We start from the raw sequence: 20463 nt of genomic DNA on the forward strand, positions 1-20463 counted from the left end.
GTACAAGCAGCCGGGCGAAAAAGCGCTGCCGGTGCGGGCAACCGACTTCGCCTACGACACGCCGGACCCGGCGGCCGGCGGGCTGCGCACCGCCGACATGCAGGACATGTTCTCCGGCCTGCTCGACCGCTTCTCGTTCGAGCTGCTGGGCCGGCGCGAGATGTACGTGCCGTACAACGCCTGGCGCCTGCTCGCCCCCGACCTGACGCCGGAGGAGGTGTTCTGGTCGGCGCACCCCAACCCGACGCTGACCCGCTACGAGCTGCACCGGGTCTGGGTGGTCGAGGCGACGCTGAAGCGCGGCCTGCGCCACGCCTTCCCGCGGCGCGTCTATTATCTGGACGAGGATTCCTGGCAGATCCTGATGGCCGAGCACTACGGCCCGGATGGCGAGCTGGCGCGCTACGCCGAGGTGCACCCCATCGTGCACCCGCAGGTGCCGGTTCTGCTGCCGGCGCGCGAGATGACCTACGACCTGACGAGCGGGCGCTATCTGGCGGTCGGTCTGGACGGCTCCGAAAAGCCGCCGGGGTTCGACCGGCCGCTGAAGCCGGAGGACTTCACACCGGAGGCGCTGGTGCCAAAGCGGCGGTGACGCCTACCGCTTTTCCTCGTCGCTCAGCGGCACCCCGTAGATCTCCAGCCGGTGGCCGACGATGCGGTAGCCCAGCTCGCGGGCGATGCGCTCCTTCATCGCCTCCAGTTCCGGGTTGGTGAACTCGATCACGTGGCCGGTGCGGGTGTCGATCAGGTGGTCGTGATGCTGCCCGCGCTTCTCCTCATAGCGGGCGCGGCCGTCGCCGAAGTCCACCTTCTCCACCACCTCTGCGTCTTCCAGCAGGCGCATGGTGCGGTAGACCGTGGCGATGGAGATGCGCGGGTCGAGGTGGACGGCGCGGCGGTGCACCTCCTCGACGTCGAGATGGTCCTCCGCCTCCGACAGAACCTGCGAGATGACGCGGCGCTGGCCGGTCATCTTCAAACCTTTTTCCAGGCACAGCGCCTCGAGCCGTGACGACATGCGCTCCCGACCTCCCCGCCTTGAACGAGCGACGATCATACCGCCGGCCCGCCGCCCACCGATTGAGCAATGACGCGACAGAACGCCGCATCTATGCCAAATCGCCCGTTGACGCAACAGCCTTGCTGACGCTGCAATGGCGGGAGCCGGCACACCGGCACAACGACGAGGGGAGTGGAACCATGAAGCTGTTCGCACCGGCCGCAGTTGCGGTCGCACTGGCGCTGTGCGCCGGGGGTGCCTTCGCGCAGTCCATGCCGGGCGCGTCGGCCGCCATAAAGGACGCGGCGGGCAAGGACCTCGGCAAGATCACGCTGACCCAGCACCCCGGCGGCATCGTGATCCGCGGCGAGCTGGAGGGGCTGCCGCCGGGCTGGCACGCCTTCCACATCCACGCCGCCGGCAAGTGCGAGCCGGACTTCGCCGCCGCCGGCGGCCACTTCAACCCGAACAACGCCAAGCACGGCCTCGCCGGCAAGGAGCCGCACGGCGGCGACCTGCCCGGCTTCTACGTGGACGAGCGCGGCCATGCCCGCTTCGAGGCGTTCACCCACGGCGTCTCGCTGAACGACGGCGCCGCCAACAGCCTGTTCGGCGCCAACGGCACCGCGTTCGTCATCCACGCCAAGACCGACGACTACGCGACCGATCCCGCCGGCAACTCCGGCGACCGCATCGCCTGCGGCGTCATCAAGAAGGGCTGATCCGCGCCGCACCGTCCGGCAAACCCTTGCAAATCCGGCGTTTTCGCCCTATCTGAGGGGCTGCCGCGTTTGCACCGGGGTTTGCCGGGCGGCGGCCAGCAGCCAGGATTTCCCCGTCTCCATGACCGATTTCAAAGACCTCGGCCTGATCGAGCCCCTTCTGCGCGCCGTCGAGGCCGAAGGCTACACCACGGCCACGCCGATCCAGGCACAGGCGATTCCGGCGCTGCTCCAGGGGCGCGACGTGCTGGGCCTCGCGCAGACCGGCACCGGCAAGACCGCGGCCTTCGCGCTGCCGATCCTCCAGCGCCTGTTCGAGAACCGCAGGCGGCTCTCGGCCAAGACCATGCGCGCGCTGGTGCTGACGCCGACGCGCGAACTGGCCCTGCAGATCCGCGACGGCTTCACCACCTACGGCGGCCACCTGCCGATCCGCTGCACGGTGGTGCACGGCGGCGTCGGGCAGATGCCGCAGGTGCACGCGCTGGCCCGCGGCACCGACGTGCTGGTCGCCACGCCGGGCCGCCTGCTCGACCTGATGGCGCAGAAGCACGCGGTGCTGTCTTCGGTCGAGGTGTTCGTGCTGGACGAGGCCGACCGCATGCTCGACATGGGCTTCATCCAGGACGTGCGGACGATCGCCGCCGCGCTGCCGAAGCCGCGGCAGACCCTGCTGTTCTCCGCCACCATGCCCGACGCGGTGGCCAAGCTGGCGGCCAGCGTCCTCGCCCCGGATCCTCTCCGCATCGAGGTGACGCCGCAGGCCACCACGGTGGAGCGCATCGACCAGCGCGTGCTGTTCGTCGAGCGCGCCGACAAGCGCCGCCTGCTGGCCGAGTTGCTGGGCGACACCAGCATCGCCCGCACCATCGTCTTCGCCCGCACCAAGCACGGCGCCGACCGCATCGCCGAGCACCTGAAGAAGGCGGGCGTGTCCGCCGACTCGATCCATGGCGACAAGTCGCAGACCGCGCGCCAGAAGGCGCTGGACGGCTTCCGCGCCGGCGAGGTGCGGGCGCTGGTGGCGACCGACATTGCGGCGCGCGGCATCGACGTGGACGGCGTGACGCACGTCATCAACTTCGACCTGCCGAACGAGCCGGAGAGCTACGTCCACCGCATCGGCCGCACCGCGCGCGCCGGCAGTGCCGGCATGGCGCTGTCCTTCTGCGATGCCGAGGAGGTGGCCTACCTCAAGGCCATCGAGAAGACCATCCGCCAGCCGGTGCCCGCCGATCCCAGCCACCGCTACCACGCGGCGGCGGTGGCGCAGTTGCACGCATCGCACAAAGGCGGCGGAGCGCCGAAGCCGGGCGCGCGGCACGACCGCCGGCCGCCGCGGCATGGCGGCGGGCAGAAGAAGAGCGCGGCATAGCCGACACGTGCCCCCACCCTAACCCTTCCCCGCTCTCGGCGGATCCGAAGGATCCGCCTGCCGCGTCAGCGCAAGCAAAGCTTGCGCGAGAGCTCCGCAGGGGAGGGAACTCCGCCACTCTTCTCCCTCCCCCGCCCAGCGGGGGAGGGTCGGGGTGGGGGCAATGCTCCGCCTACTCCACTCGCTTCCCCGTCTCCGCGTCGAACACATGCCATGCGTCCGCCGACGCCACCAGGGTCAGCGCATCCCCCTCGCGGCAGCTCGGCAGCCCCGGCAGGCGCGCCAGCAGCACCTGCCCGCCCGCCAGCCGCCCGTGCACCACGGTGTCGGCGCCCAGCGCCTCGACCAGTTCCACCGTCACCGGCAGCCCGCCCTCGCCCACGCTCAGGTGCTCCGGCCGCACGCCCAGCTTCACCGTGCGCCCGGCGTGATCCGCATACGGCCGTGACAGGCCGACGCCCACCCCGCTCAGGTCGGCCACGCTGCCGCCCGCGTCCAGCGCGGCGTCCAGCACGTTCATCGGCGGCGAGCCGATGAAGCCCGCCACGAACAGGCTGGCCGGGCGCTGGTAGACCTCCAGGGGGGTGCCGACCTGCTCGGCCACGCCGTGGTTCATCACCACGATGCGGTCGGCCAGCGTCATCGCCTCGACCTGGTCGTGCGTCACGTACAGGCTGGTGATGCCGAGCCGATCCTGGAGCCGCTTGATCTCCACGCGCATCTGGTTGCGCAGCTTGGCGTCCAGGTTGGACAGCGGCTCGTCGAACAGGAACACCGCCGGCTCGCGCACGATGGCGCGGCCCATGGCGACGCGCTGGCGCTGGCCTCCCGAGAGCTGGCTGGGCTTGCGGCCGAGGAACGGCCCCAGTTCCAGGATCGCCGCCGCCTTGTCGACGCGCGCCTGGATCTCGGACTTGGGCAGACCGCGGATCTTCAGGCCGTAGGCCATGTTGTCGAACACGCTCATGTGCGGGTAGAGCGCGTAGTTCTGGAACACCATGGCGATGTCGCGGTCCTTGGGCTCCAGCCCGTTGACCACGCGCCCGCCGATGGCGATGTCGCCGGCGGTGATCGCCTCCAGCCCCGCCACCATGCGCAGCAACGTTGACTTGCCGCAGCCCGAGGGGCCGAGCAGCACCAGGAATTCCCCGTCCGCCACGTTCAGGTCGATCCCCTTGATCGCCTGCACGCCGGCGTAGGACTTGCGGACCTGCTTCAATTCAACCGTCGCCATGTCTTACTTCTCGCTGTCCACAAGGCCCTTGACGAACCACCGCTGCATCAGCACCACCACCGCCACCGGCGGCAGCATGGCCAGCATCGTCGTCGCCATGATCAGGTTCCAGTCGGTGGCGGACTCGCCGGTGCCGATCATCGCCACGATGCCGACGACGACCGTCTGCATCTCGCGGCTGGTGGTGATCAGCAGCGGCCACAGGTACTGGTTCCAGCCATAGATGAAGAGGATGACGAACAGCGCCGCGATGTTGGTGCGCGACAGCGGCAGCAGCACGTCGACGAAGAACCGCATCGGCCCGGCGCCATCCATCTTCGCGGCCTCCACCAGCTCATCCGGGATGGTCAGGAAGAACTGGCGGAACAGCAGCGTGGCGGTGGCGGACGCGATCAGCGGGATGGTCAGCCCGGCGTAGCTGTCGATCAGGCCGAGGTCGGCGACCACCTTGTAGGTCGGGATGATCCGCACTTCCACCGGCAGCATCAGCGTGATGAAGATCATCCAGAAGAACAGCATCCGGCCCGGAAAGCGGAAGAACGCGATGGCGAAGGCCGACAGGATGGAGATGACGATCTTCCCCACCGCGATGGTGAGGGCCATGATGACGCTGTTCAGCATCATGGTGCGCACCGGCGTGAAGACGGCCCGCGAGCCGCGGCTCTCGGTCCAGGCGGTGACGTAGTTGTGCGCCATCTGATCGCCCGGCGTCAGCGGCAGGTTGCCGCGCGCGATGGTTGCCGCGTCCCAGGTCGAGCCGATCAGCGTCATGTAGATCGGGAAGGCGAAGATCAGGACGCCCAGGATCAGCACGGCGTGCGGCACCCAGTCGATCAGTCTGCGTGCCGTCATGCGTAGTGCACCTTGCGTTCGATGAAGCGGAACTGGATCGCCGTCAGCGCCACCACCACCAGCATCAGCAGCACCGACTGCGCCGACGAACTGCCCATGTCGTTGTTGATCACGCCGTCCAGGTAGACGCGGTAGATCAGCGTCTCGGTCGCCTTGCCCGGCCCGCCCTTGGTCAGCGCGTGGATGACGCCGAAGGTCTCGAAGAAGGCGTAAACGACGTTGACCACCAGCAGGAAGAAGGTGGTCGGCGACAGCAGCGGGAAGGTCACCGTCCGGAACCGCCGCACCGGCCCGGCGCCGTCGATGGCCGCCGCTTCCAGCAGCGAGCGCGGGATCGCCTGCAACCCGGCCAGGAAGAAGATGAAGTTGTAGCTGACCTGCTTCCACGCCGAGGCCGCCACCACCATGAACAGCGCCTGCGCGTCGTTCAGCCGGTAGTCCCAGCGAAGCCCGATGTTGTTCAGCGCGCGGCCGAGCACGCCGATTTCGGGATTGAAGATGAACAGCCACAGCACCGCCGCCACCGCGGGAGCGACCGCATACGGCCAGATCAGCAGCGTCTTGTAGGCGCTCCGCCCACGGATATGGGCGTTCGCCAGCACCGCGAACAGCAGCGCCAGCACCATCGACAGCACGGTGACGGCAAGGCTGAAGACCGCAGTGACCCGCATGGTCCCGAGGTAGTTCGGGTCGCTCAGCACGACCTCGAAGTTCTCGAACCAGACGAAGGTCTGGCGCAGGCCGAAGGCGTCCTGCAACAGCATGGACTGCTCGATCGCCTGGGCCGCCGGCCAGTGGAAGAAGACGAGCGTGATCGCCACCTGCGGCGCCAGCAGCAGGTAGGGAAGCCACTTGTTCTCGAAGACGACGCGTCGCTGCATGGGGTCTCTAAGGCAAGTCCCTCCCCCGCCTCCGGCGGGGGAGGTTAGGTGGGGGCAACGGCTTCTCGGGGAGGCCGCGGCCCCCACCCTTCCCGCTTCGCGGGTCCCTCCCCTCCCCCTGCGGAGCAGGGGGAGGGATTTGCGCCGTCACCCCTTGTTCGCCCGCTCGAAGTTGCGCAGCACGGTGTTGCCGCGCTGGACGGCGGTGTCGAGCGCCTGCTGGGCGGACTGCTGGCCCTGGAAGGCCTTCTCCATCTCCTCCTGGATGATGTTGCGGATCTCCGGCAGGCCGCCGAGGCGCAGGCCCTTGGTGTTCTCCGTCACCTCGGAGCGCGCCATCTGCAGGTACGGCACGTCCGCGCCGGGGTTCTTGTCGTAGAAGCCCGCGGCCTTCGCCGCCTCGTAGCCCTTGGCGGTGATCGGCAGGTAGCCGGTGTCCATGTGCCACTTGGCGTCCACCTCGGGCTGGCCGAGGTACTTCAGGAACTCGGCCACCGCCTTGTACTCGTCCGCCGTGCGCTTGGGCGAGGTCATGACCCAGAACGAGGCGCCGCCGATGATCGAGTTCTTCGGGGCGTCCTTGACGTCCGGCCAGTAGGGCAGCATGGCGGCGCCCCAGGCGAACTTCGCCTCCTTGGTGATGCGCAGCCGCAGGCCGGAGGAGGCCATCTGCATGGCGCACTCGCCCGACGGGAAGAGCGCGTCCGGCGCGTTGTCGCGGCCGGCGTACTTGAACAGGCCGTCCTTCTGCATGTCGATCAGCGTCTGCAGGTGCTTGACGTGCAGCGGGCTGTTGATCTTCAGCTCGGCGTTCAGGCCCTTGAAACCATTCTCCTGCGTGGCGAACGGCACGTTGTGGATCGAGGAGAACTGCTCGAACTGCGCCCAGGTCGGCCAGGAGGTGGTGAACGGGCAGGACGAGCCCGACGCCTTCAGCTTCTTGGTCGCCTCGATCAGCTCCGGCCAGGTCTTGGGCGGCGCGTTGGGGTCGAGGCCGGCCTTCTGGAAGGCGTCCTTGTTGTAGAACAGGATGGTGGTCGAGCTGTTGAACGGCATCGACACCAGCTTGCCGTCCGGCGTCGTGTAGTAGCCGGCAACCGCCGACAGGTAGCTCTTGGGATCCAGGGTCGAGCCGGTCTCCTGGAGCAGCTGGTACACCGGCTTGATCGCCGGGCCGGCGGCCATCATGGTGGCGGTGCCGACCTCGAACATCTGCACGATGTGCGGCGCGTTGCCGGCGCGGAAGGCGGCGATGGCGCCCTGCATGGCCTCGGGGTACGAGCCCTTGAAGGTCGGGTTGACCTGGATCTTGTCCTGCGACGCGTTGAAGCCCTGCACCACCTGCTCCAGCTGGCCGCCGAGCGGCTGCGGCAGGCCGTGCCAGAACTCCAACTGGACCTTCTGCGCGGCGGCGGGGCCGGCCAGCAGGGCGAGGGCGACCGCCGTGCCGGCAGCCAGCGCGAGACGATTGGACACGATGCACCTCCCTGTTTTTGTGCGGAACGCCGGTACCCTGGTATCCCTAAGCGTCCTTAGCATGACATTTACGTAAAGGTTAGATGAAAATGCTGGCGCCACGGCGCGCGCATGTCGCCGGCACTTCGGCGGCGTCGTTCCCCCACGGCAAAGGGGTGTAGCGCGTGTCGGTGAAGCGGATGGTCGCCAGCGGCGGCGGCCAGCCAGCGGCAAGCGTGTGTGACGGCGTCGCCATTGGAACGCCTCCTCCCCGTATTTTTCACACACCCTGAGGGAGGAAATGGTTCGCTGTCAATCGGCCGGGGGGCAGAGGCCCGGCGGCCTACGCCATCGGCGCGTCGTCCAGCACCAGAACCGGAGCGGCGATCAGGGGGATGTTCAGCGACACCACCGTCCCGCGCCCAAGCCGGGAGCGCACCGCCACCGGGTGCCCCAGCACCGCGGCCAGCCGGCGCACCAGCGGCAGGCCGAAGCCGTGACCCTTGGTGCGCTCACGCCCGTCGATCTGGTGGAAGTCGTCGAACAGGCTGGGCAGGTCGGCCTCCGGGATGCCCAGGCCGGTGTCCCACACCTCCAGCCGCAGCAGCGCGCCGCGCCGCCGCGCGGCGATCAGCACGCCACCCGCCTCGGTGTAGCGGATCGCGTTGTCCACCACGTGGCGCAGCAGGCGCAGCAGAAGCGCCTGATCGGTGGTGACCGTCGCCTCGGCCGGGCGCACCGACAGGCGCAGCCCCTTCCCCTCGGCCTTCGCCTCGAACTCCTGGAGCAGCACGCTGAACATGTCGTCGATGGCGACCGCGCCGCGCTCCGGACGCACCAGCCCGGCCTCCAGCGAGGCGGCATCGAGCACCATGCGGATGAAGCCCTCGGCCCCCTGCAGTGCTTGGCCCAAGCGGTCCACAATCTCGCGCGTCTGCGGGTCGCCGGTGCGCGCCTGCAGCAGGTGCAGGAACAGCTGCATGGCCTGGATCGGCTGGTTCAGGTCGTGTCGTGCGGTGGACAGGAAGCGGCTGCGCACCTTGCGCGCCTCCTCCTCCGGGTTGCGGCCGCGCACCACAACGGATCCGTTGGATTCCGCCGCCAGCGTCACCTCGCCGTCCGGCAGCAGGCCGCCGACGGTCAGCGCCATGCCCGACGCCGCCACCGCGCCGACCAGCGCCGTCAGCGCCGGGGCCTGCGGAATGCCGGCCTCGGCCAGGGTCAGCCCTTCCACCTCGTCGGAGCGGCGGCCCAGCGCCGCGGCAAACGGACGGTTCGCCACAAGAATCCGTGCCGCCGGGTCCAGCATCGCCAGTCGATCCCCGCCCGCGGCGAGCAGCGCATCCAGCAGATCTTCCCGGCTGCCGGCCAAGCTTTGGCCGGGCCGTTCGTTCCGCACATCTTGCTTATACTCGCCCACGACGGTCCTGCTCCCTGACCACTTCCAGCCACAACTATCTTGCGGCGCCGGCTCGCCTGTCAAATGTGACAATCGTCAGGAGCCATTGGAACAAAGTTAGACCGGGGCACCGGAGCCGCAATACAACAATCCGTGAACGCTGGTGCGGGGCGGCGGCGGCGGGCTATAAGAGGGCATGACCACTCGCCGCCCCCCCGGCGCCGCCCCAAAGGGGCCGCGCGCGTTGGCCATCGCCGGGCTGCCCGTTCCGCTGGAGTTGCGCGAGAGCACGCGCACCCGCCGGATGACCCTGCGGGTGGACGCCGGGCGCGGCCTCGTCCAGGTGGTGGTGCCCGCCGGCATGGCCGAGACCGAGGTTCACCGCTTCATCCTCCGCCACGACGGCTGGCTGCGCGCCCGGCTGGAACAGCTGCCGCCGCGCCTGCCCTTCGTGGACGGCGCCGTGGTGCCGGTGCTGGGCCGGGACCACGTCATCCGCCATGTCCCCGACCTGCGCGGCGGCACCCGGCGCGAGGACGGGGCGCTGCTGGTCGGCGGCCGGCCGGAGCATGTGGAACGCCGCGTCCACGACCACCTGATCGCCGAGGCCCGCCGCGAACTGGCCGAGCGCGCCCGCGCCAAGGCGACACGGATCGGCAAGCGGGTGGCGGCGGTGACCGTGCGCGACACCCGTTCGCGCTGGGGCAGCTGCGCATCAAGCGGCCGGCTGTCCTTCTCCTGGCGGCTGATCCTGACGCCGGAGGCGGTGCTCGACTACGTGGTCGCGCACGAGGTGGCGCATCTGGTGGAGATGAACCACTCCGCCCGCTTCTGGGCGGTGTGCGCCACGCTGACCGCCGAAGTGAAGGGCCCGCGCGCCTGGCTGAAAGCCAACGGCGCCCGCCTTCTGCGCTATGGCTGAGGCCTAAGCCGAAAGCGTTACTTCCTCCGTCGCTTGTCGTGTTGCGCGCGATTGTTGCGACTCTTACGCTTTGATGGTGTCGCGCGGAAACGCGCGCCGGCCGGACCGGATCCTCGGGAGGCTCGATGAAAGCCTATGCCTTCGAGCGCGCGAGCGTACTGCTGGTGGACGACAGCGTCTGGATGCGGGTGATCCTGCGGCAGATGCTGAAGTCCCTGGGCTTTTCCCGTATCCACGAGGCCGAGGCCGGCGACGCCGCGCTGGCCCTCGTGGACTCCGCGCCACCCGACATCGTGCTGGTCGACTGGGACATGAAGCCGATGGACGGGCTGGAGCTGACGCGGCGCCTCCGCCGGTTGCCGGGTGAGGCGCGCTACGTGCCGGTCATCATGATCTCCGCCTACAGCACGCTGGGCAACGTGCTGGCGGCGCGCAACGCCGGGGTCAACGAGTTCCTGGTCAAGCCGGCCTCGCCGCAGACCATGTACCACCACCTGGTGTCCGTCATCGAACGGCCGCGCCCGTTCGTCGAGGCGCCGGGCTATCGCGGACCGGACCGCCGCCGCCGCGGCGCCTCCGACGACGATACGCCGCGCCGGCGCAGCACCGACCACCAGTCGCCGCCGCTGGGCCCCGCCGACCGGCCCCTGTCGCAGAGCGAGATCACCGCGATCATGGGCGGCGCCACCACGCTGCCCGCCCAACCGATGGAGGCCGGTGAATGAGCACGCACACCGCACCCGACAGCCCCTCCGTCCGCATCGTCCAGCCGCCGAATCGGCTGAAGAGCAAGGTCGGCCGCGGCAGCCCCACCCTGCCGCCGACCGTCCCGCCGACCTTCCGCGCCCTGGTGCACGCCAGCGCCGCCGCCTATTCCCGCCACCTCGACGACCAGTTGCACGCGCTGCGGGCGCTGGCCACGGGCGGCGGCGCGGCGGCGACGGAGACCCTCTTCGCCATCGCCCATCAGATCCGCGGCGAGGCCAAGACCTTCGGCTTCGGCAGCGTCGGCGGCACCGCCGAGTCGCTGTGCGCGTTCATCGAGGCCGGCGGTCCCGGCCGGGCGCGCGGCGGCACGGTGGTCACCCTGCACGTCGACACCATGGCCGCGCTGAAGGCCGACTGCGACGCCCGCGGCGAGACCGCCGGGGCGCAACCGCTGCTGGACGGCTTGGCGCGCGCCGTCCGCCACGTGCTCTCCCCCGAACGAGCCTGAGCGGGACAGCCGGCGGCTGGGCGGCTATAGTGCGGCCTCGCCCGCCGCCTCATGCGCCCCCGCCATGCCCCGATCCGATTCCCTTGCCGTTCGTGTGCTGCTGACCGCGCTCGTCGCCTTCGGCCCGCTGTCCACCGACCTCTACCTTCCCTCGTTGCCGACGCTGGTGACGGTGTTCGACACCGACATCGTCACGGTGCAGCTGACGCTGTCCGTCTTCCTGGTGGGCTTCGCGGCGGCGCAGCTGATCTACGGGCCGCTGTCCGACCGCTTCGGACGGCGTCCGGCGCTGGTCGGCGGCATCTCCATCTATCTGGCGGCGAGCGTCGCCTGCGCGCTGGCCGCCAGCATCGACCAGCTGATCGTCGCGCGGGCGTTCCAGGCGGTGGGGGCGTGCTGCGGGCCGGTGGTGGCGCGCGCCGTGGTGCGCGACGTGTTCGGCCGCGACCGCGCAGCCACGGTGCTGGCCTACATGTCCATGGCGATGTCGCTGGCCCCGGCCATCGGCCCGGTGTTCGGCGGCCTGCTGACCGAGCTGTTCGGCTGGCGCGCCAACTTCGTGACGCTGGCGCTGATCGCGGTGTCGGTCCTGGCGGCGACACTGCTGCTGCTGCGCGAGACCAACGCCCATCTGGACGAGGAGGCGCTGAAGCCGGCGCGCCTGTTCGGCAATTACATCCGCCTGCTCGGCAACCGGGCCTACGTCGGTTACATGCTGACGGTGGCCTGCGCCTACAGCGGCATCTTCTCCTTCATCTCCGGCTCGTCCTTCGTGCTGATCGGCCGGCTGAAACTGTCGCCGGCGGAATACGGGCTGAGCTTCGGCGCGGTGGTGCTCGGTTATATGGCCGGAACGTTCCTGGCCGGGCGGGTGTCGCAGCGCCTGGGCGTGGACCGCATGGTGCGCCTGGGCACGCTGGTCTCGCTGGGCGGCGGGCTGGCCGGGCTGGCGCTCGCAGTGGCGGACGTGGCGAGCGTCCCAGCGGTGGTCGGGCCGATGTTCGTCTTCATCCTGGGCACCGGGTTGACGATGCCCAACGCCATGGCCGGCGCCGTCGGGCCGTACCCGACCATGGCCGGGCTCGCCTCGGCGCTGCTGGGGTTCGTGCAGATGACGGTGGCGGCGTTGATCGGCATCGGGGTCGGCCACTTCCACGACGGCACCGCGCTGCCCATGATGGCGGCGGTGGCGCTGGTGGCGCTGGGTGCGGCGGCGGCCTACCGGACGCTCGCCACGAAGGGCTGACGGGCAGTCGGAAATCGTCATTAAGCCATTGACAGAATTGCGACATTTCCGGGTTGCCACACATAGGTTACGGGTTTGTGAAGTTTTTTATACGCCCGCCAATTTTTCTCTTTTCTCAGCAGGGCATTCGATCTATGTAACGCGAACTCGCAAGCGCACGTGCCGCTGGCCCGCCCTCGACCCTCGAGCAGTGGTTATGCAACGACGTAACGCGTGATTTCCGACCGTCCCTTAAGCAAGGCGGCGACTTGGAGGTTACGATGGTTCATGTTGTTGTCGGTGGGCTCGAGCCCACCCGTCTCCGACAGCATTCCGTGCAGTCCAGTCCGGACCACCGGTCCCATACGGGCAATTCGTCCAGTATGGGCGGCTGAACGCCTGACCGGCTTCTTCGGTCAGATGACGCGTTCCGCCGCTCCGTACCCGACGCCACACGCCCCTATTGCCTGAATTTGGCTTCGTCCAGGAGACTGGGCCAGGAGACTGGGATGAACGAGAAGATCGCGCGCTTCTTCGAGGAGCGACGCCCGCAGACCCCGTGCCTCGTCGTGGATCTCGACGTGGTGGAGCAGAACTACCACGCGCTGGCCGACGCCCTGCCCGACGCCCGCATCTACTACGCCGTGAAGGCGAACCCGGCGCCGGAGATCCTGAGCCTCCTGTCGCGCCTCGGCTCGGCCTTCGACACCGCCTCGGTGCCGGAAATCCAGATGGTGCTGGACGCCGGCTGCACGGCGGACCGCATCTCCTACGGCAACACCATCAAGAAGGAGTCGGACATCCGCCGCGCCTTCGAGCTGGGCGTGCGCCTGTTCGCCTTCGACTCCGTCGAGGAATTGGAGAAGATCTCCCGCGCCGCGCCGGGTGCCCGCGTGTTCTGCCGCATCCTGACCTCCGGCGAGGGCGCCGAGTGGCCGCTGTCGCGCAAGTTCGGCTGCGACCTGAAGATGGCCCGCGAACTGCTGCTGAAGGCCAAGGCGATGAACGTCGAGCCGTGGGGCGTGTCGTTCCACGTCGGCTCGCAGCAGAAGGATCTCATGCAGTGGGACCTCGCCATCCATCAGGTGGCGATGCTGTTCCGCGAGCTGGAGGTGCTGGGCGTCGATCTCGGCATGATCAACCTGGGCGGCGGCTTCCCGACCCGCTACCGCTCGGACGTGCCGGAGTCGGCCGCCTACGGACAGGCCATCTTCGACAGCCTGCGCCGCCACTTCGGCAACCACATCCCCGAGACGATCGTCGAGCCGGGCCGCGGCATGGTCGGCAACGCCGGCATCATCGAGAGCGAGGTGGTGCTGGTGTCGCGCAAGTCGGCCGCGGACGCCAAGCGCTGGGTCTACCTGGACATCGGCAAGTTCAGCGGCCTGGCCGAGACCATGGACGAGGCCATCCAGTACCCCATCGAAGTGCTGGGCGAGACGGAGACGGAGACCGAGGCGGTGGTGCTCGCCGGCCCGACCTGCGACAGCGCCGACGTGCTGTACGAGAAGGCGGAGTACAAGCTGCCGCTCGACCTCAAGGCCGGCGACCGCGTGCGCATCCACGCCACCGGCGCCTACACGACGACCTACTCGGCCGTCTGCTTCAACGGCTTCGCGCCGCTGCAGCAGTACTGCATCTGATCCACGTTCACCGCCGTGGCCGGGCCTCTCCCCGGCCATGGCGGCAAGCACGTTCAGGCACGAAAAAGGCCGCTTCCCCCACAGGGAAGCGGCCTTTTCATCAGCCGGGGCACTTACGAGCGCCAGAACGGCTTGCCGATCTCGCGCTCGACGTCGGCCGAGGTGACGCCGATGTCGTGCAGCATGCGGTCGTCGAGCTGGGCGAGTTCGCGGCGCGACACGGCGCGCTGGTGCCACTCGGCGACGGTGTCGAGAAGATGGCTGACGATCGTCGCCAGCGAGTCATGACCCACATGATGGGTCGAGCGCAGAGCCATGGACATGGTGGGATTCCGTTGTTGTTGTGGCGAAGGGGCCGCCCGGTTCCGGGCCGCCGCGCCTTCCTGGTTCATTGGTTGAAGTGGTAATATAATTACCCGATTTCCGGCACCCCCACCACCGCCGGAAAGACATAGCCGCAGTGTGGTTTTGCCATGCCTGCCGCGGGCTTGTCACAAGGGAGGCTGGCGGAGGCGATCCTGGCCGGGCTGCCAGATACGAATCACCAGGATGTCGCCAGCCACTTCGGCCGCGACCATGTCGTCCCGCACCCGATATATGATCGTGTGCTCCTCGACGACGCGCTCGTGCAGTCCGGGCTCATCGCTTGGCGTGCCGATGTAAGGATACCGCTCGAGTTCCCGAAGAGCGCGGACGATGGCGGTGGCCTTGCGCTTTGCCCGAGGTCCGGCGCCCGGCTGGCTGTACCACGCGCGGATCTGGCCGAGATCGCGCGTCGCCGCCGGCGAGAGGACCACACCACGGCGCCCCATCAGCGACCGCGCCCAAGCCCCTTGATGGCCCGCGGCTGTGGCATGGGAAGTTCGCCAGACGTATCCCAGGACTCGACCCAGGCTTCCACCTCGGCGAGTGGCACGCCCAAGCCGTCTTCCAAGTCGCGGAGTCCTTCCTGAATGGCGGCACGCTTCTCCTCCGACAGGGCGTCGGTTCGGATGGAAGCGTACGGGCGCGCGTGCTTGAAGCTGGCCATGTCTCAACAATACCCGATTGGGAAATACGGTTCCAGCACGCCCCTCACCCCAACGCCCGCGCCAGCCGGTCCACCGCCTCCGCCAGCCGGTCGTGGCGGGCGGCGAAGCACAGGCGCAGGTAGCCCTCGCCGCCCGAGCCGAACGCCGCCCCCGGCGCCAGCCCGACCGCCACCTCGTCGATCAGCCGGCGGGCGAGCGCGACGCTGTCCGTCTCACCCTCGACGCGGAAGAAGACGTAAAAGGCGCCCGGCGGGCAGGTCAGGCGCAAACGCGGCAGGCGCTCCAGCGCCGCACACACCAGGTCGCGCCCGGCGCGGCAGCGCGCCACCAGGTCGGCGACCACCGGCTCGCCCTCCTCCAGCGCGGCGATGCCGGCCTCCTGCACGAAGGCCGGGGTGCCGGAGGTGGAGTACTGCACGAGGTTCTCCAGCACCGGCCCGAGCCACTCCGGTGCCACCATCCAGCCCAGCCGCCAGCCGGTCATCATCCAGTTCTTGGAGAAGCTGTTGACGACGATCAGCCTGTCCTCCGGCTCCGCCACCTCTAGGAACGAGGGCGCCGCCGGCCGGTCGTAGACGAGGCGGCTGTAGACCTCGTCGGAGACCACCCAGAGGCCCCGCGACCGGGCGAAGTCCATCACCCGGCGCAGGTCGCCGCGCTCCATGATCCAGCCGGTCGGGTTGCCCGGCGAGTTGACGAAGATCGCCTTGGTGCGCGGCCCGCAGGCGGCGAACAGCCGCTCGACGTCCAGCGTCCAGCCCTGGTTGCCGAGATGCATCGGCACCTCGACCGGCACGCCGGCCATCACCCGCACGGCGTTGACGATGTTCGGCCAGACCGGCGAGACGATGGCCACCTCGTCGCCGGGATCGACCAGCGTCTGCATCGTCTTCATGATCGCCGTCATGCCCGACGAGGTGACGGTGATGCGCTCCACCGGCACCGGCACGTCGTGCACGCGGCCCAGGTAGGCCGACAGCGCCTCGCGCAGACGCGGCAGGCCGCGCTGGTAGGTGTAGAAGACGTGGCCGTCGCGGATGGCGCGGATGCCGGCCTCGCTGATCGGCTCGGGTGTCGGCAGGTCGCCCTCGCCGAACCACAGCGGGATGATGCCCGGGCGGCCGTGGCCGTAATCGGCGATGGTCGCGATCGGGCTGTGCGGCAGCGCCTCGATGGTCGGCCGGATGGAATCGCCGAGCGGCATGGCTCCCCCTGCGTCGTGACGGGTCCGGTTCATGGAAGATGGGCATCCGCTGGACAGGCAGCAAACGGCAGCCTACCTCTTCGCCGCGCATCTCTCCGAAAGCATGGCGGCACCTCCGATGATCGACACCATCGCCTTCGACGGCGACGACACGCTCTGGCACAACGAGTCGCTGTTCTCGATGACGCAGGACCGCTTCCGCAGCCTGCTGGCGCACGCCGCCGACCCGGCCGAGATCGACACGCGGCTGCTCGACGCGGAGCGGCGCAACCTCGGCGTCTACGGCTATGGCATCAAGGGCTTCGTGCTGTCGATGATCGAGACCGCCATCGAGGTCACCGACGGCCGCGTCGCCGCCGCCGACATCCGGACGCTGATCGACTTCGGCAAGGCCATGCTGCAGCACCCGGTGGACCTGCTGGACGGCGTCGCCGAGGTGGTGGAGGCGCTCTCCGGCCGCTACCGGCTGCTGCTGATCACCAAGGGCGACCTGTTCGACCAGGAGAGCAAGATCGCCCGCTCCGGCCTCGCCGAGCGCTTCGCCGCGGTGGAGATCGTCAGCGAGAAGGACCCCGCCACCTACCGCCGCGTGCTGGAGCGGCACGGCGTCGATCCGGCGCGGTTCGTGATGGTGGGCAACTCGGTGCGCTCCGACGTCCTGCCGGTGCTGGAGGTCGGCGGGCACGCGGTGCACGTGCCCTACCACCTCACCTGGGCGCACGAGGTGGCGAAGCCGCCGGCCGAGGGCTACCGGCGGATCGAGTCGGTGCGGGAGCTGGACGGGATTCTGGCCGGGCTGCGAGGCGGCGCCTAGGAAACGCGCTGGTTCTCGATCCCCTGGGCGTGCTCGATCACGGTCAGCGCCTTGCGGGTGATGCCCACGGCCAGGATGCTCAGCACCACCAGCGTGACGGCCAGCGCCACGCGGGCCACCTTCCGCGCGTTCTTCCGGCGCTCGCGCTGGATTTCCCGATGGCGGGCCAGCATCGACCGGCGCTGTTCGAGGCGCTCCTCAAACCACTCCATCGACGACACGGCAGCCTCCCTTCCGAGGTTGATCGCTTTCGTGATTGATTTGTATAAAATTCTATCTAACTACACAAGCGAGTCCGGAGAGGAAGACATGCGGCGGCGCGCCGCAGCCCGGGGACGCGCTTAGCGCACCCGCGGGTCGCGGCTGTAGCCCTTTTCCTCCAGCTCGGCCAGGTACTCGGCCCACAGCCGCTCCTGGTTCTCGCCCAGCTCGTAGAGGTAGGCCCAGGTGTAGATACCGCTGTCGTGCAGGTCGTCGAAGACGATGCGCAGCGCGTAGTGCCCGACCGGCTCCAGCTTCATGATGCCGACGTGCATCTTGCCGCGCTGCAGGGTCTTCTGCCCCGGCCCGTGCCCCTGCACCTCGGCCGACGGGCTGCTGACGCGCAGGAACTCCGCCGGCAGCGAGAAGCCGACCCCGTTGTCGAAGTCGATCTCCAGCCGCTTTTCCGCCGACTTCAGGCGGACCTCGACCGGCCAATGCTCGGTCCCAGGGCGCTGCGTACCGGGATCCTCGTTCATCACGCCGCCCCCCTCAAGCCGCACCAGGGCCACGGATCGGATGGTCGTCGATGCGGCGCGCTTCGTCGATCAGCATGATCGGGATGCCGTCGCGGATCGGGTAGGCGAGTCCGGCGCGCTCGCTGATCAGCTCATTGCGCTCCGAGTCGTAGCGCAGCGGACCCTTGGTCAGCGGGCAGACCAGGATCTCCAGCAGCTTCGGATCGACGCGGGCCTGCGTCTTGCCCTCGCCCGGCTTGTCCTCGGGGATCGATGCGCTCATGAATGCCGCCTTACGTCCTGTCAGTGGCGCGGCAGCGTGCCGCCGTCGCCTTCGTGGCCGTCGAGAATGGCCATCTCGATCAACGCGATCAAGAGCTTCGCGCGCTCGCCGAGGTCCGGCGCCTCCAGCAGCGCCTGTTTCTCGCTCGCCTCGAACGGGCAGATCATCGCCAGCGAGGTCACCAGCCGCTCGTCCGGCGTGCCGTCGATGGAGTCCCAGTTGGCCGAGATGCCCTGCGTCTTGAAATAGCCCTTCAGCCCGCACACCAGCCGCTCGCGGTCGATGCCGCCGGTGGCCTCGCCGTCCAGGTCGGCGGCGAAGCGCTCCCACGCCGGCTGGACGCGGCGGTAGCCACGCGCACAGGGCAGCTCGCGCAGCACCAGGAAGCGGCACACCCCGGTCAGCGTGATCAGGAGGCGGCCGTCCTCGGTCTCGGCGAAGGAGGTGATGCGCCCGGCGCAGCCGGTCTCATAGAGCGGCGGCGCCTTGGCGCGCGAGGTCGGGTCGGTTGGCTGGATCATGCCGATCATGCGGTCGGTGCCCAGCGCGTCCTGCACCATGGCCAGATAGCGCGGCTCGAAGATGTTGAGCGGCAGCCGCCCGCGCGGCAGCAGCAGGACACCGGGCAGCGGGAACACGGGCAGTTCGCGCGGCAACTGGTCGAAGGTCGGGTCGAAGGGGCTCCGGCTCATGGCAGTTAAAATAGGAGCCCCTGCCCGCCCGTACAGGCTTCGCTCAGCTGAACAGAATCGACGACAGCCGGCGACGCGCCGACAGGGTCAGCGGATCCTTCGCCCCGAACGCCTCGAACAGCTTGACCAGCTGCTTGCGCGCGGCGTCCTCGTTCCAGGTGCGGTCGCGGCGCACCAGCTCCAGCAGCTCGTCCACCGCCGACTCGCGCTTGCCCGCCGCGTACAGCGCCATGGCGAGGTCGTAGCGCGTCTGGTGGTCGTCCTTGTCGTGCGCCAGCTTCTCCATCAGCTCGGGGATCGGGCCGGCGTTCTTGGCCTGCTCGGCGACCTCAATGGCGCTCTTGGCGGCGATCAGATCGTTGTCCTTGGCCAGCGCCTCGGGCGCCTGCTCGATCATCTGCTTGGCACGCTCCAGGTCGCCGGCGGCGACGAGGCAGCGCACGAGGCCGGCGTAGGCCTGGCCGTTGTCCGGCACCGCCTGCAGGATCTGGCCGTAGATGTCCGACGCCGTGGCGACGTCGCCGGCGTCCAGCGCCTCCTTGGCCTGGGCCAGCGCGTCGGCCAGCATGTCGTCCATGCCGCCGGCACCGCCGCCCAGCTTGGCCAGACGCTCGACGAAGGCCTTGATCTGCGACTCGGGCTGGGCGCCGACGAAGCCGTCCACCGGGCGCCCCTGGTAGAAGGCGTACACCGCGGGGATCGACTGCACGCGCAGCTGCTGGGCGATCATCGGGTGCTGGTCGGTGTCGATCTTGACCAGCTTCACGGCGCCCTTGGCGGCGCGCACCGCCTTCTCGATCGCCGGGCCCAGCTGCTTGCAGGGGCCGCACCAGGGCGCCCAGAAATCGACGATGATCGGGGTGTCGCGCGACGCCTCGATGACGTCGGCCATGAAGGTGCGGTCGGAGCCGTCCTTGATCACGTCGTTGGCGGCGGGGGCGTTTGCGGCGTTGGGCGGCGGTGAGAACATGGCTTTGGCAATCCCGTTTGAAGCGTGCGTGATTAAATGTAGGCGCGGCGCGCCGGCAACAAGGATTTCACCGATCCTAGAACGCGACGATGCGCGGCTCGTGCCCGCAGGCGCGGATGAAGGCCAGCAGGTCGGCCGGGCGGATCGCCGTGGTCCGGTCGTTCAGCAGAGGATGATAGTTCAGCGGGTCGTGGTCCAGCATCGCCTTCTGCAGGATCACGGTCACCCGGTGCCCGGTGTCGTTGATCAGCGCGAACGGCGTCACCGACCCCGGCCGCACCCCCAGCACCTCCCACAGCCGCTCGGCCGAGGCGAAGGACAGCCGGGCCGACCCGATCACCTTGTCGAAGCTGTTCAGTGACACGGCCGCGTCTTCCAGCGCCACCACCAGCCAGTACTGGTCCTTCCTGTCCTTGAGGAACAGGTTCTTGCAATGGCCGCCCGGCAGTTCGCCCCGCAGCGCCTTGCTCTCCTCGACGGTGAACAGCGGCGGGTGGCTGTGGGTGACGGTGCGGAAGCCCAACTCGTCCAAGCGGGCGAGCAATCGCTCGGGCGAGGTCGGCAGGGGCGCGTCGGCGGTGGCGGAAGAATGGCTCATACCGCGCTTTTACCGTGCCTTGCCGAGCCCCGTCCAGCCGTCGAGAAAAAATCGCAACAAGGCGCTTGCATTGCGAAAACCGATCTGTATATTCCGCCGCACGCCGCCGGACGGACCGACACGGAACGGACGGCAGCACGGAGCGCGGGCGTAGCTCAGGGGTAGAGCACAACCTTGCCAAGGTTGGGGTCGAGGGTTCGAATCCCTTCGCCCGCTCCATTCTCC

Annotated in this window: 26 protein-coding genes and 1 tRNA gene; 10 read left to right on the plus strand and 17 right to left on the minus strand. The window is 69.0% G+C overall.

What is annotated here, in order from left to right; all coding sequences use genetic code 11:
* A partial coding sequence (locus TSO221_RS10880) for a DUF1329 domain-containing protein (RefSeq protein ID WP_146208764.1) occupies positions 1–595 on the plus strand: 595 nt, incomplete at its 5' end.
* 3 nt (positions 596–598) lie between these two features.
* Here the strand turns inward: TSO221_RS10880 and TSO221_RS10885 are convergent.
* A complete protein-coding gene (locus TSO221_RS10885; RefSeq protein WP_109118518.1) occupies positions 599–1021 on the minus strand; it encodes a Fur family transcriptional regulator in 423 nt (140 codons plus the stop codon).
* Positions 1022–1203: 182 nt separating this feature from the next.
* Between TSO221_RS10885 and TSO221_RS10890 the strand changes: the two genes are divergently transcribed.
* Together TSO221_RS10890 and TSO221_RS10895 are read left to right on the plus strand one after the other, a co-directional pair.
* Positions 1204–1725, plus strand: coding sequence for a superoxide dismutase family protein (locus TSO221_RS10890; RefSeq protein ID WP_109118519.1), 522 nt, complete (start codon positions 1204–1206; stop codon positions 1723–1725).
* 121 nt (positions 1726–1846) lie between these two features.
* A complete protein-coding gene (locus TSO221_RS10895) occupies positions 1847–3100 on the plus strand; it encodes a DEAD/DEAH box helicase (protein WP_109118520.1) in 1254 nt (417 codons plus the stop codon).
* A gap of 172 nt (positions 3101–3272) precedes the next feature.
* On the opposite strand, the gene TSO221_RS10900 is transcribed toward TSO221_RS10895, so the two are convergent.
* The 6 genes from TSO221_RS10900 to TSO221_RS10920 form a co-directional block, all read right to left on the minus strand.
* Positions 3273–4334: a sn-glycerol-3-phosphate import ATP-binding protein UgpC gene (locus TSO221_RS10900; protein ID WP_109118521.1), complete on the minus strand. Its 1062-nt coding sequence runs from the start codon at positions 4332–4334 to the stop codon at positions 3273–3275.
* A gap of 3 nt (positions 4335–4337) precedes the next feature.
* Entirely contained in the window at positions 4338–5186 is an 849-nt protein-coding gene (gene ugpE / locus TSO221_RS10905) for a sn-glycerol-3-phosphate ABC transporter permease UgpE (RefSeq protein WP_109118522.1), read from the minus strand.
* On the minus strand, positions 5183–6067 hold the full coding sequence (gene ugpA, locus TSO221_RS10910) for a sn-glycerol-3-phosphate ABC transporter permease UgpA (protein WP_109118523.1): 885 nt from the start codon (positions 6065–6067) through the stop codon (positions 5183–5185). Before ugpA ends, ugpE begins: the two co-directional genes overlap by 4 nt.
* A 147-nt stretch (positions 6068–6214) precedes the next feature.
* Entirely contained in the window at positions 6215–7543 is a 1329-nt protein-coding gene (ugpB, locus tag TSO221_RS10915; RefSeq protein WP_247878000.1) for a sn-glycerol-3-phosphate ABC transporter substrate-binding protein UgpB, read from the minus strand.
* A gap of 79 nt (positions 7544–7622) precedes the next feature.
* Complete coding sequence (locus tag TSO221_RS35345) at positions 7623–7778, minus strand: hypothetical protein (protein WP_158284057.1); 156 nt, start codon at positions 7776–7778, stop codon at positions 7623–7625.
* A gap of 87 nt (positions 7779–7865) precedes the next feature.
* Positions 7866–8921 carry a HAMP domain-containing sensor histidine kinase gene (locus TSO221_RS10920; protein WP_146208765.1) on the minus strand — a complete coding sequence of 352 codons (1056 nt, stop codon included), beginning with the start codon at positions 8919–8921 and terminating at the stop codon, positions 7866–7868.
* Positions 8922–9117: 196 nt separating this feature from the next.
* Here TSO221_RS10920 and TSO221_RS10925 point away from each other — a divergent pair, with 196 nt between their 5' ends.
* The 5 genes from TSO221_RS10925 to TSO221_RS10945 all read left to right on the plus strand — a co-directional run bounded on the left by TSO221_RS10925 (position 9118) and on the right by TSO221_RS10945 (position 13927).
* Entirely contained in the window at positions 9118–9843 is a 726-nt protein-coding gene (locus TSO221_RS10925) for a SprT family zinc-dependent metalloprotease (protein ID WP_109118526.1), read from the plus strand.
* A gap of 125 nt (positions 9844–9968) precedes the next feature.
* Positions 9969–10568, plus strand: a complete 600-nt coding sequence (locus TSO221_RS10930) for a response regulator (RefSeq protein ID WP_146208766.1) — start codon at positions 9969–9971, stop codon at positions 10566–10568.
* Entirely contained in the window at positions 10565–11059 is a 495-nt protein-coding gene (locus TSO221_RS10935) for an Hpt domain-containing protein (protein WP_109118527.1), read from the plus strand. The genes TSO221_RS10930 and TSO221_RS10935 overlap by 4 nt, the downstream gene beginning before the upstream one ends.
* A 64-nt stretch (positions 11060–11123) precedes the next feature.
* The gene (locus tag TSO221_RS10940) at positions 11124–12305 is read left to right on the plus strand and encodes a multidrug effflux MFS transporter (protein WP_109118528.1); all 1182 of its coding nucleotides are present in this window, start codon (positions 11124–11126) and stop codon (positions 12303–12305) included.
* A gap of 488 nt (positions 12306–12793) precedes the next feature.
* A complete protein-coding gene (locus TSO221_RS10945) occupies positions 12794–13927 on the plus strand; it encodes a type III PLP-dependent enzyme (protein WP_109118529.1) in 1134 nt (377 codons plus the stop codon).
* A gap of 113 nt (positions 13928–14040) precedes the next feature.
* Here the strand turns inward: TSO221_RS10945 and TSO221_RS10950 are convergent, their stop codons facing one another.
* From TSO221_RS10950 to TSO221_RS10965, 4 genes are all read right to left on the minus strand, one after another.
* The gene (locus TSO221_RS10950; RefSeq protein WP_109118530.1) at positions 14041–14250 is read right to left on the minus strand and encodes a DUF1127 domain-containing protein; all 210 of its coding nucleotides are present in this window, start codon (positions 14248–14250) and stop codon (positions 14041–14043) included.
* 168 nt (positions 14251–14418) lie between these two features.
* On the minus strand, positions 14419–14739 hold the full coding sequence (locus tag TSO221_RS10955; protein WP_109118531.1) for a type II toxin-antitoxin system RelE/ParE family toxin: 321 nt from the start codon (positions 14737–14739) through the stop codon (positions 14419–14421).
* Entirely contained in the window at positions 14739–14957 is a 219-nt protein-coding gene (locus tag TSO221_RS10960; RefSeq protein ID WP_199229444.1) for a hypothetical protein, read from the minus strand. Before TSO221_RS10960 ends, TSO221_RS10955 begins: the two co-directional genes overlap by 1 nt.
* Positions 14958–15001: 44 nt before the next feature.
* The gene (locus TSO221_RS10965; RefSeq protein WP_247878001.1) at positions 15002–16195 is read right to left on the minus strand and encodes a pyridoxal phosphate-dependent aminotransferase; all 1194 of its coding nucleotides are present in this window, start codon (positions 16193–16195) and stop codon (positions 15002–15004) included.
* 85 nt (positions 16196–16280) lie between these two features.
* On the opposite strand from TSO221_RS10965, the gene TSO221_RS10970 reads away from it, so the two are divergent.
* Positions 16281–16976, plus strand: coding sequence for an HAD family hydrolase (locus TSO221_RS10970; RefSeq protein ID WP_109118533.1), 696 nt, complete (start codon positions 16281–16283; stop codon positions 16974–16976).
* On the opposite strand, the gene TSO221_RS10975 is transcribed toward TSO221_RS10970, so the two are convergent.
* The 6 genes from TSO221_RS10975 to TSO221_RS11000 all read right to left on the minus strand — a co-directional run bounded on the left by TSO221_RS10975 (position 16973) and on the right by TSO221_RS11000 (position 20238).
* Entirely contained in the window at positions 16973–17197 is a 225-nt protein-coding gene (locus TSO221_RS10975) for a hypothetical protein (RefSeq protein ID WP_146208767.1), read from the minus strand. The two genes, TSO221_RS10970 and TSO221_RS10975, sit on opposite strands and share 4 nt — an antisense overlap.
* A 120-nt stretch (positions 17198–17317) precedes the next feature.
* Positions 17318–17716 (minus strand): DUF971 domain-containing protein, encoded by a 399-nt coding sequence (locus TSO221_RS10980; protein ID WP_109118535.1) that lies wholly within the window; start codon positions 17714–17716, stop codon positions 17318–17320.
* 13 nt (positions 17717–17729) lie between these two features.
* On the minus strand, positions 17730–17978 hold the full coding sequence (locus TSO221_RS10985; RefSeq protein WP_109118536.1) for a Trm112 family protein: 249 nt from the start codon (positions 17976–17978) through the stop codon (positions 17730–17732).
* Positions 17979–17998: 20 nt separating this feature from the next.
* Positions 17999–18670 (minus strand): LON peptidase substrate-binding domain-containing protein, encoded by a 672-nt coding sequence (locus tag TSO221_RS10990; RefSeq protein WP_109118537.1) that lies wholly within the window; start codon positions 18668–18670, stop codon positions 17999–18001.
* Positions 18671–18713: 43 nt separating this feature from the next.
* Positions 18714–19640: a co-chaperone YbbN gene (locus TSO221_RS10995; protein WP_109118538.1), complete on the minus strand. Its 927-nt coding sequence runs from the start codon at positions 19638–19640 to the stop codon at positions 18714–18716.
* A 76-nt stretch (positions 19641–19716) separates the two neighbouring features.
* The gene (locus tag TSO221_RS11000) at positions 19717–20238 is read right to left on the minus strand and encodes a prolyl-tRNA synthetase associated domain-containing protein (protein ID WP_109118539.1); all 522 of its coding nucleotides are present in this window, start codon (positions 20236–20238) and stop codon (positions 19717–19719) included.
* A 144-nt stretch (positions 20239–20382) separates the two neighbouring features.
* On the opposite strand from TSO221_RS11000, the gene TSO221_RS11005 reads away from it, so the two are divergent.
* Positions 20383–20457, plus strand: a tRNA-Gly gene (locus TSO221_RS11005).
* Positions 20458–20463 lie beyond the last annotated feature (6 nt).

Origin of the sequence: Azospirillum sp. TSO22-1, assembly GCF_003116015.1 — a bacterium.
Lineage (GTDB): Bacteria > Pseudomonadota > Alphaproteobacteria > Azospirillales > Azospirillaceae > Azospirillum.

Bases quoted from the DNA above. Each gene is read 5' to 3' on its own strand.
- TSO221_RS10895 (WP_109118520.1), top strand. From the start codon at position 1,847: ATGACCGATTTCAAAGACCTCGGCCTGATCGAGCCCCTTCTGCGCGCC.
- TSO221_RS10940 (WP_109118528.1), top strand. From the start codon at position 11,124: ATGCCCCGATCCGATTCCCTTGCCGTTCGTGTGCTGCTGACCGCGCTC.
- ugpA (WP_109118523.1), bottom strand. From the start codon at position 6,067: ATGCAGCGACGCGTCGTCTTCGAGAACAAGTGGCTTCCCTACCTGCTG.
- TSO221_RS10935 (WP_109118527.1), top strand. From the start codon at position 10,565: ATGAGCACGCACACCGCACCCGACAGCCCCTCCGTCCGCATCGTCCAG.
- TSO221_RS10965 (WP_247878001.1), bottom strand. From the start codon at position 16,195: ATGAACCGGACCCGTCACGACGCAGGGGGAGCCATGCCGCTCGGCGAT.
- TSO221_RS10900 (WP_109118521.1), bottom strand. From the start codon at position 4,334: ATGGCGACGGTTGAATTGAAGCAGGTCCGCAAGTCCTACGCCGGCGTG.
- TSO221_RS10890 (WP_109118519.1), top strand. From the start codon at position 1,204: ATGAAGCTGTTCGCACCGGCCGCAGTTGCGGTCGCACTGGCGCTGTGC.
- TSO221_RS10980 (WP_109118535.1), bottom strand. From the start codon at position 17,716: ATGAACGAGGATCCCGGTACGCAGCGCCCTGGGACCGAGCATTGGCCG.
- TSO221_RS10925 (WP_109118526.1), top strand. From the start codon at position 9,118: ATGACCACTCGCCGCCCCCCCGGCGCCGCCCCAAAGGGGCCGCGCGCG.
- ugpE (WP_109118522.1), bottom strand. From the start codon at position 5,186: ATGACGGCACGCAGACTGATCGACTGGGTGCCGCACGCCGTGCTGATC.
- TSO221_RS11000 (WP_109118539.1), bottom strand. From the start codon at position 20,238: ATGAGCCATTCTTCCGCCACCGCCGACGCGCCCCTGCCGACCTCGCCC.
- TSO221_RS10930 (WP_146208766.1), top strand. From the start codon at position 9,969: ATGAAAGCCTATGCCTTCGAGCGCGCGAGCGTACTGCTGGTGGACGAC.
- TSO221_RS10950 (WP_109118530.1), bottom strand. From the start codon at position 14,250: ATGTCCATGGCTCTGCGCTCGACCCATCATGTGGGTCATGACTCGCTG.
- TSO221_RS10960 (WP_199229444.1), bottom strand. From the start codon at position 14,957: ATGGCCAGCTTCAAGCACGCGCGCCCGTACGCTTCCATCCGAACCGAC.
- TSO221_RS10970 (WP_109118533.1), top strand. From the start codon at position 16,281: ATGATCGACACCATCGCCTTCGACGGCGACGACACGCTCTGGCACAAC.
- TSO221_RS10885 (WP_109118518.1), bottom strand. From the start codon at position 1,021: ATGTCGTCACGGCTCGAGGCGCTGTGCCTGGAAAAAGGTTTGAAGATG.
- TSO221_RS10990 (WP_109118537.1), bottom strand. From the start codon at position 18,670: ATGAGCCGGAGCCCCTTCGACCCGACCTTCGACCAGTTGCCGCGCGAA.
- TSO221_RS10995 (WP_109118538.1), bottom strand. From the start codon at position 19,640: ATGTTCTCACCGCCGCCCAACGCCGCAAACGCCCCCGCCGCCAACGAC.
- TSO221_RS10985 (WP_109118536.1), bottom strand. From the start codon at position 17,978: ATGAGCGCATCGATCCCCGAGGACAAGCCGGGCGAGGGCAAGACGCAG.
- TSO221_RS10955 (WP_109118531.1), bottom strand. From the start codon at position 14,739: ATGGGGCGCCGTGGTGTGGTCCTCTCGCCGGCGGCGACGCGCGATCTC.
- TSO221_RS35345 (WP_158284057.1), bottom strand. From the start codon at position 7,778: ATGGCGACGCCGTCACACACGCTTGCCGCTGGCTGGCCGCCGCCGCTG.
- TSO221_RS10945 (WP_109118529.1), top strand. From the start codon at position 12,794: ATGAACGAGAAGATCGCGCGCTTCTTCGAGGAGCGACGCCCGCAGACC.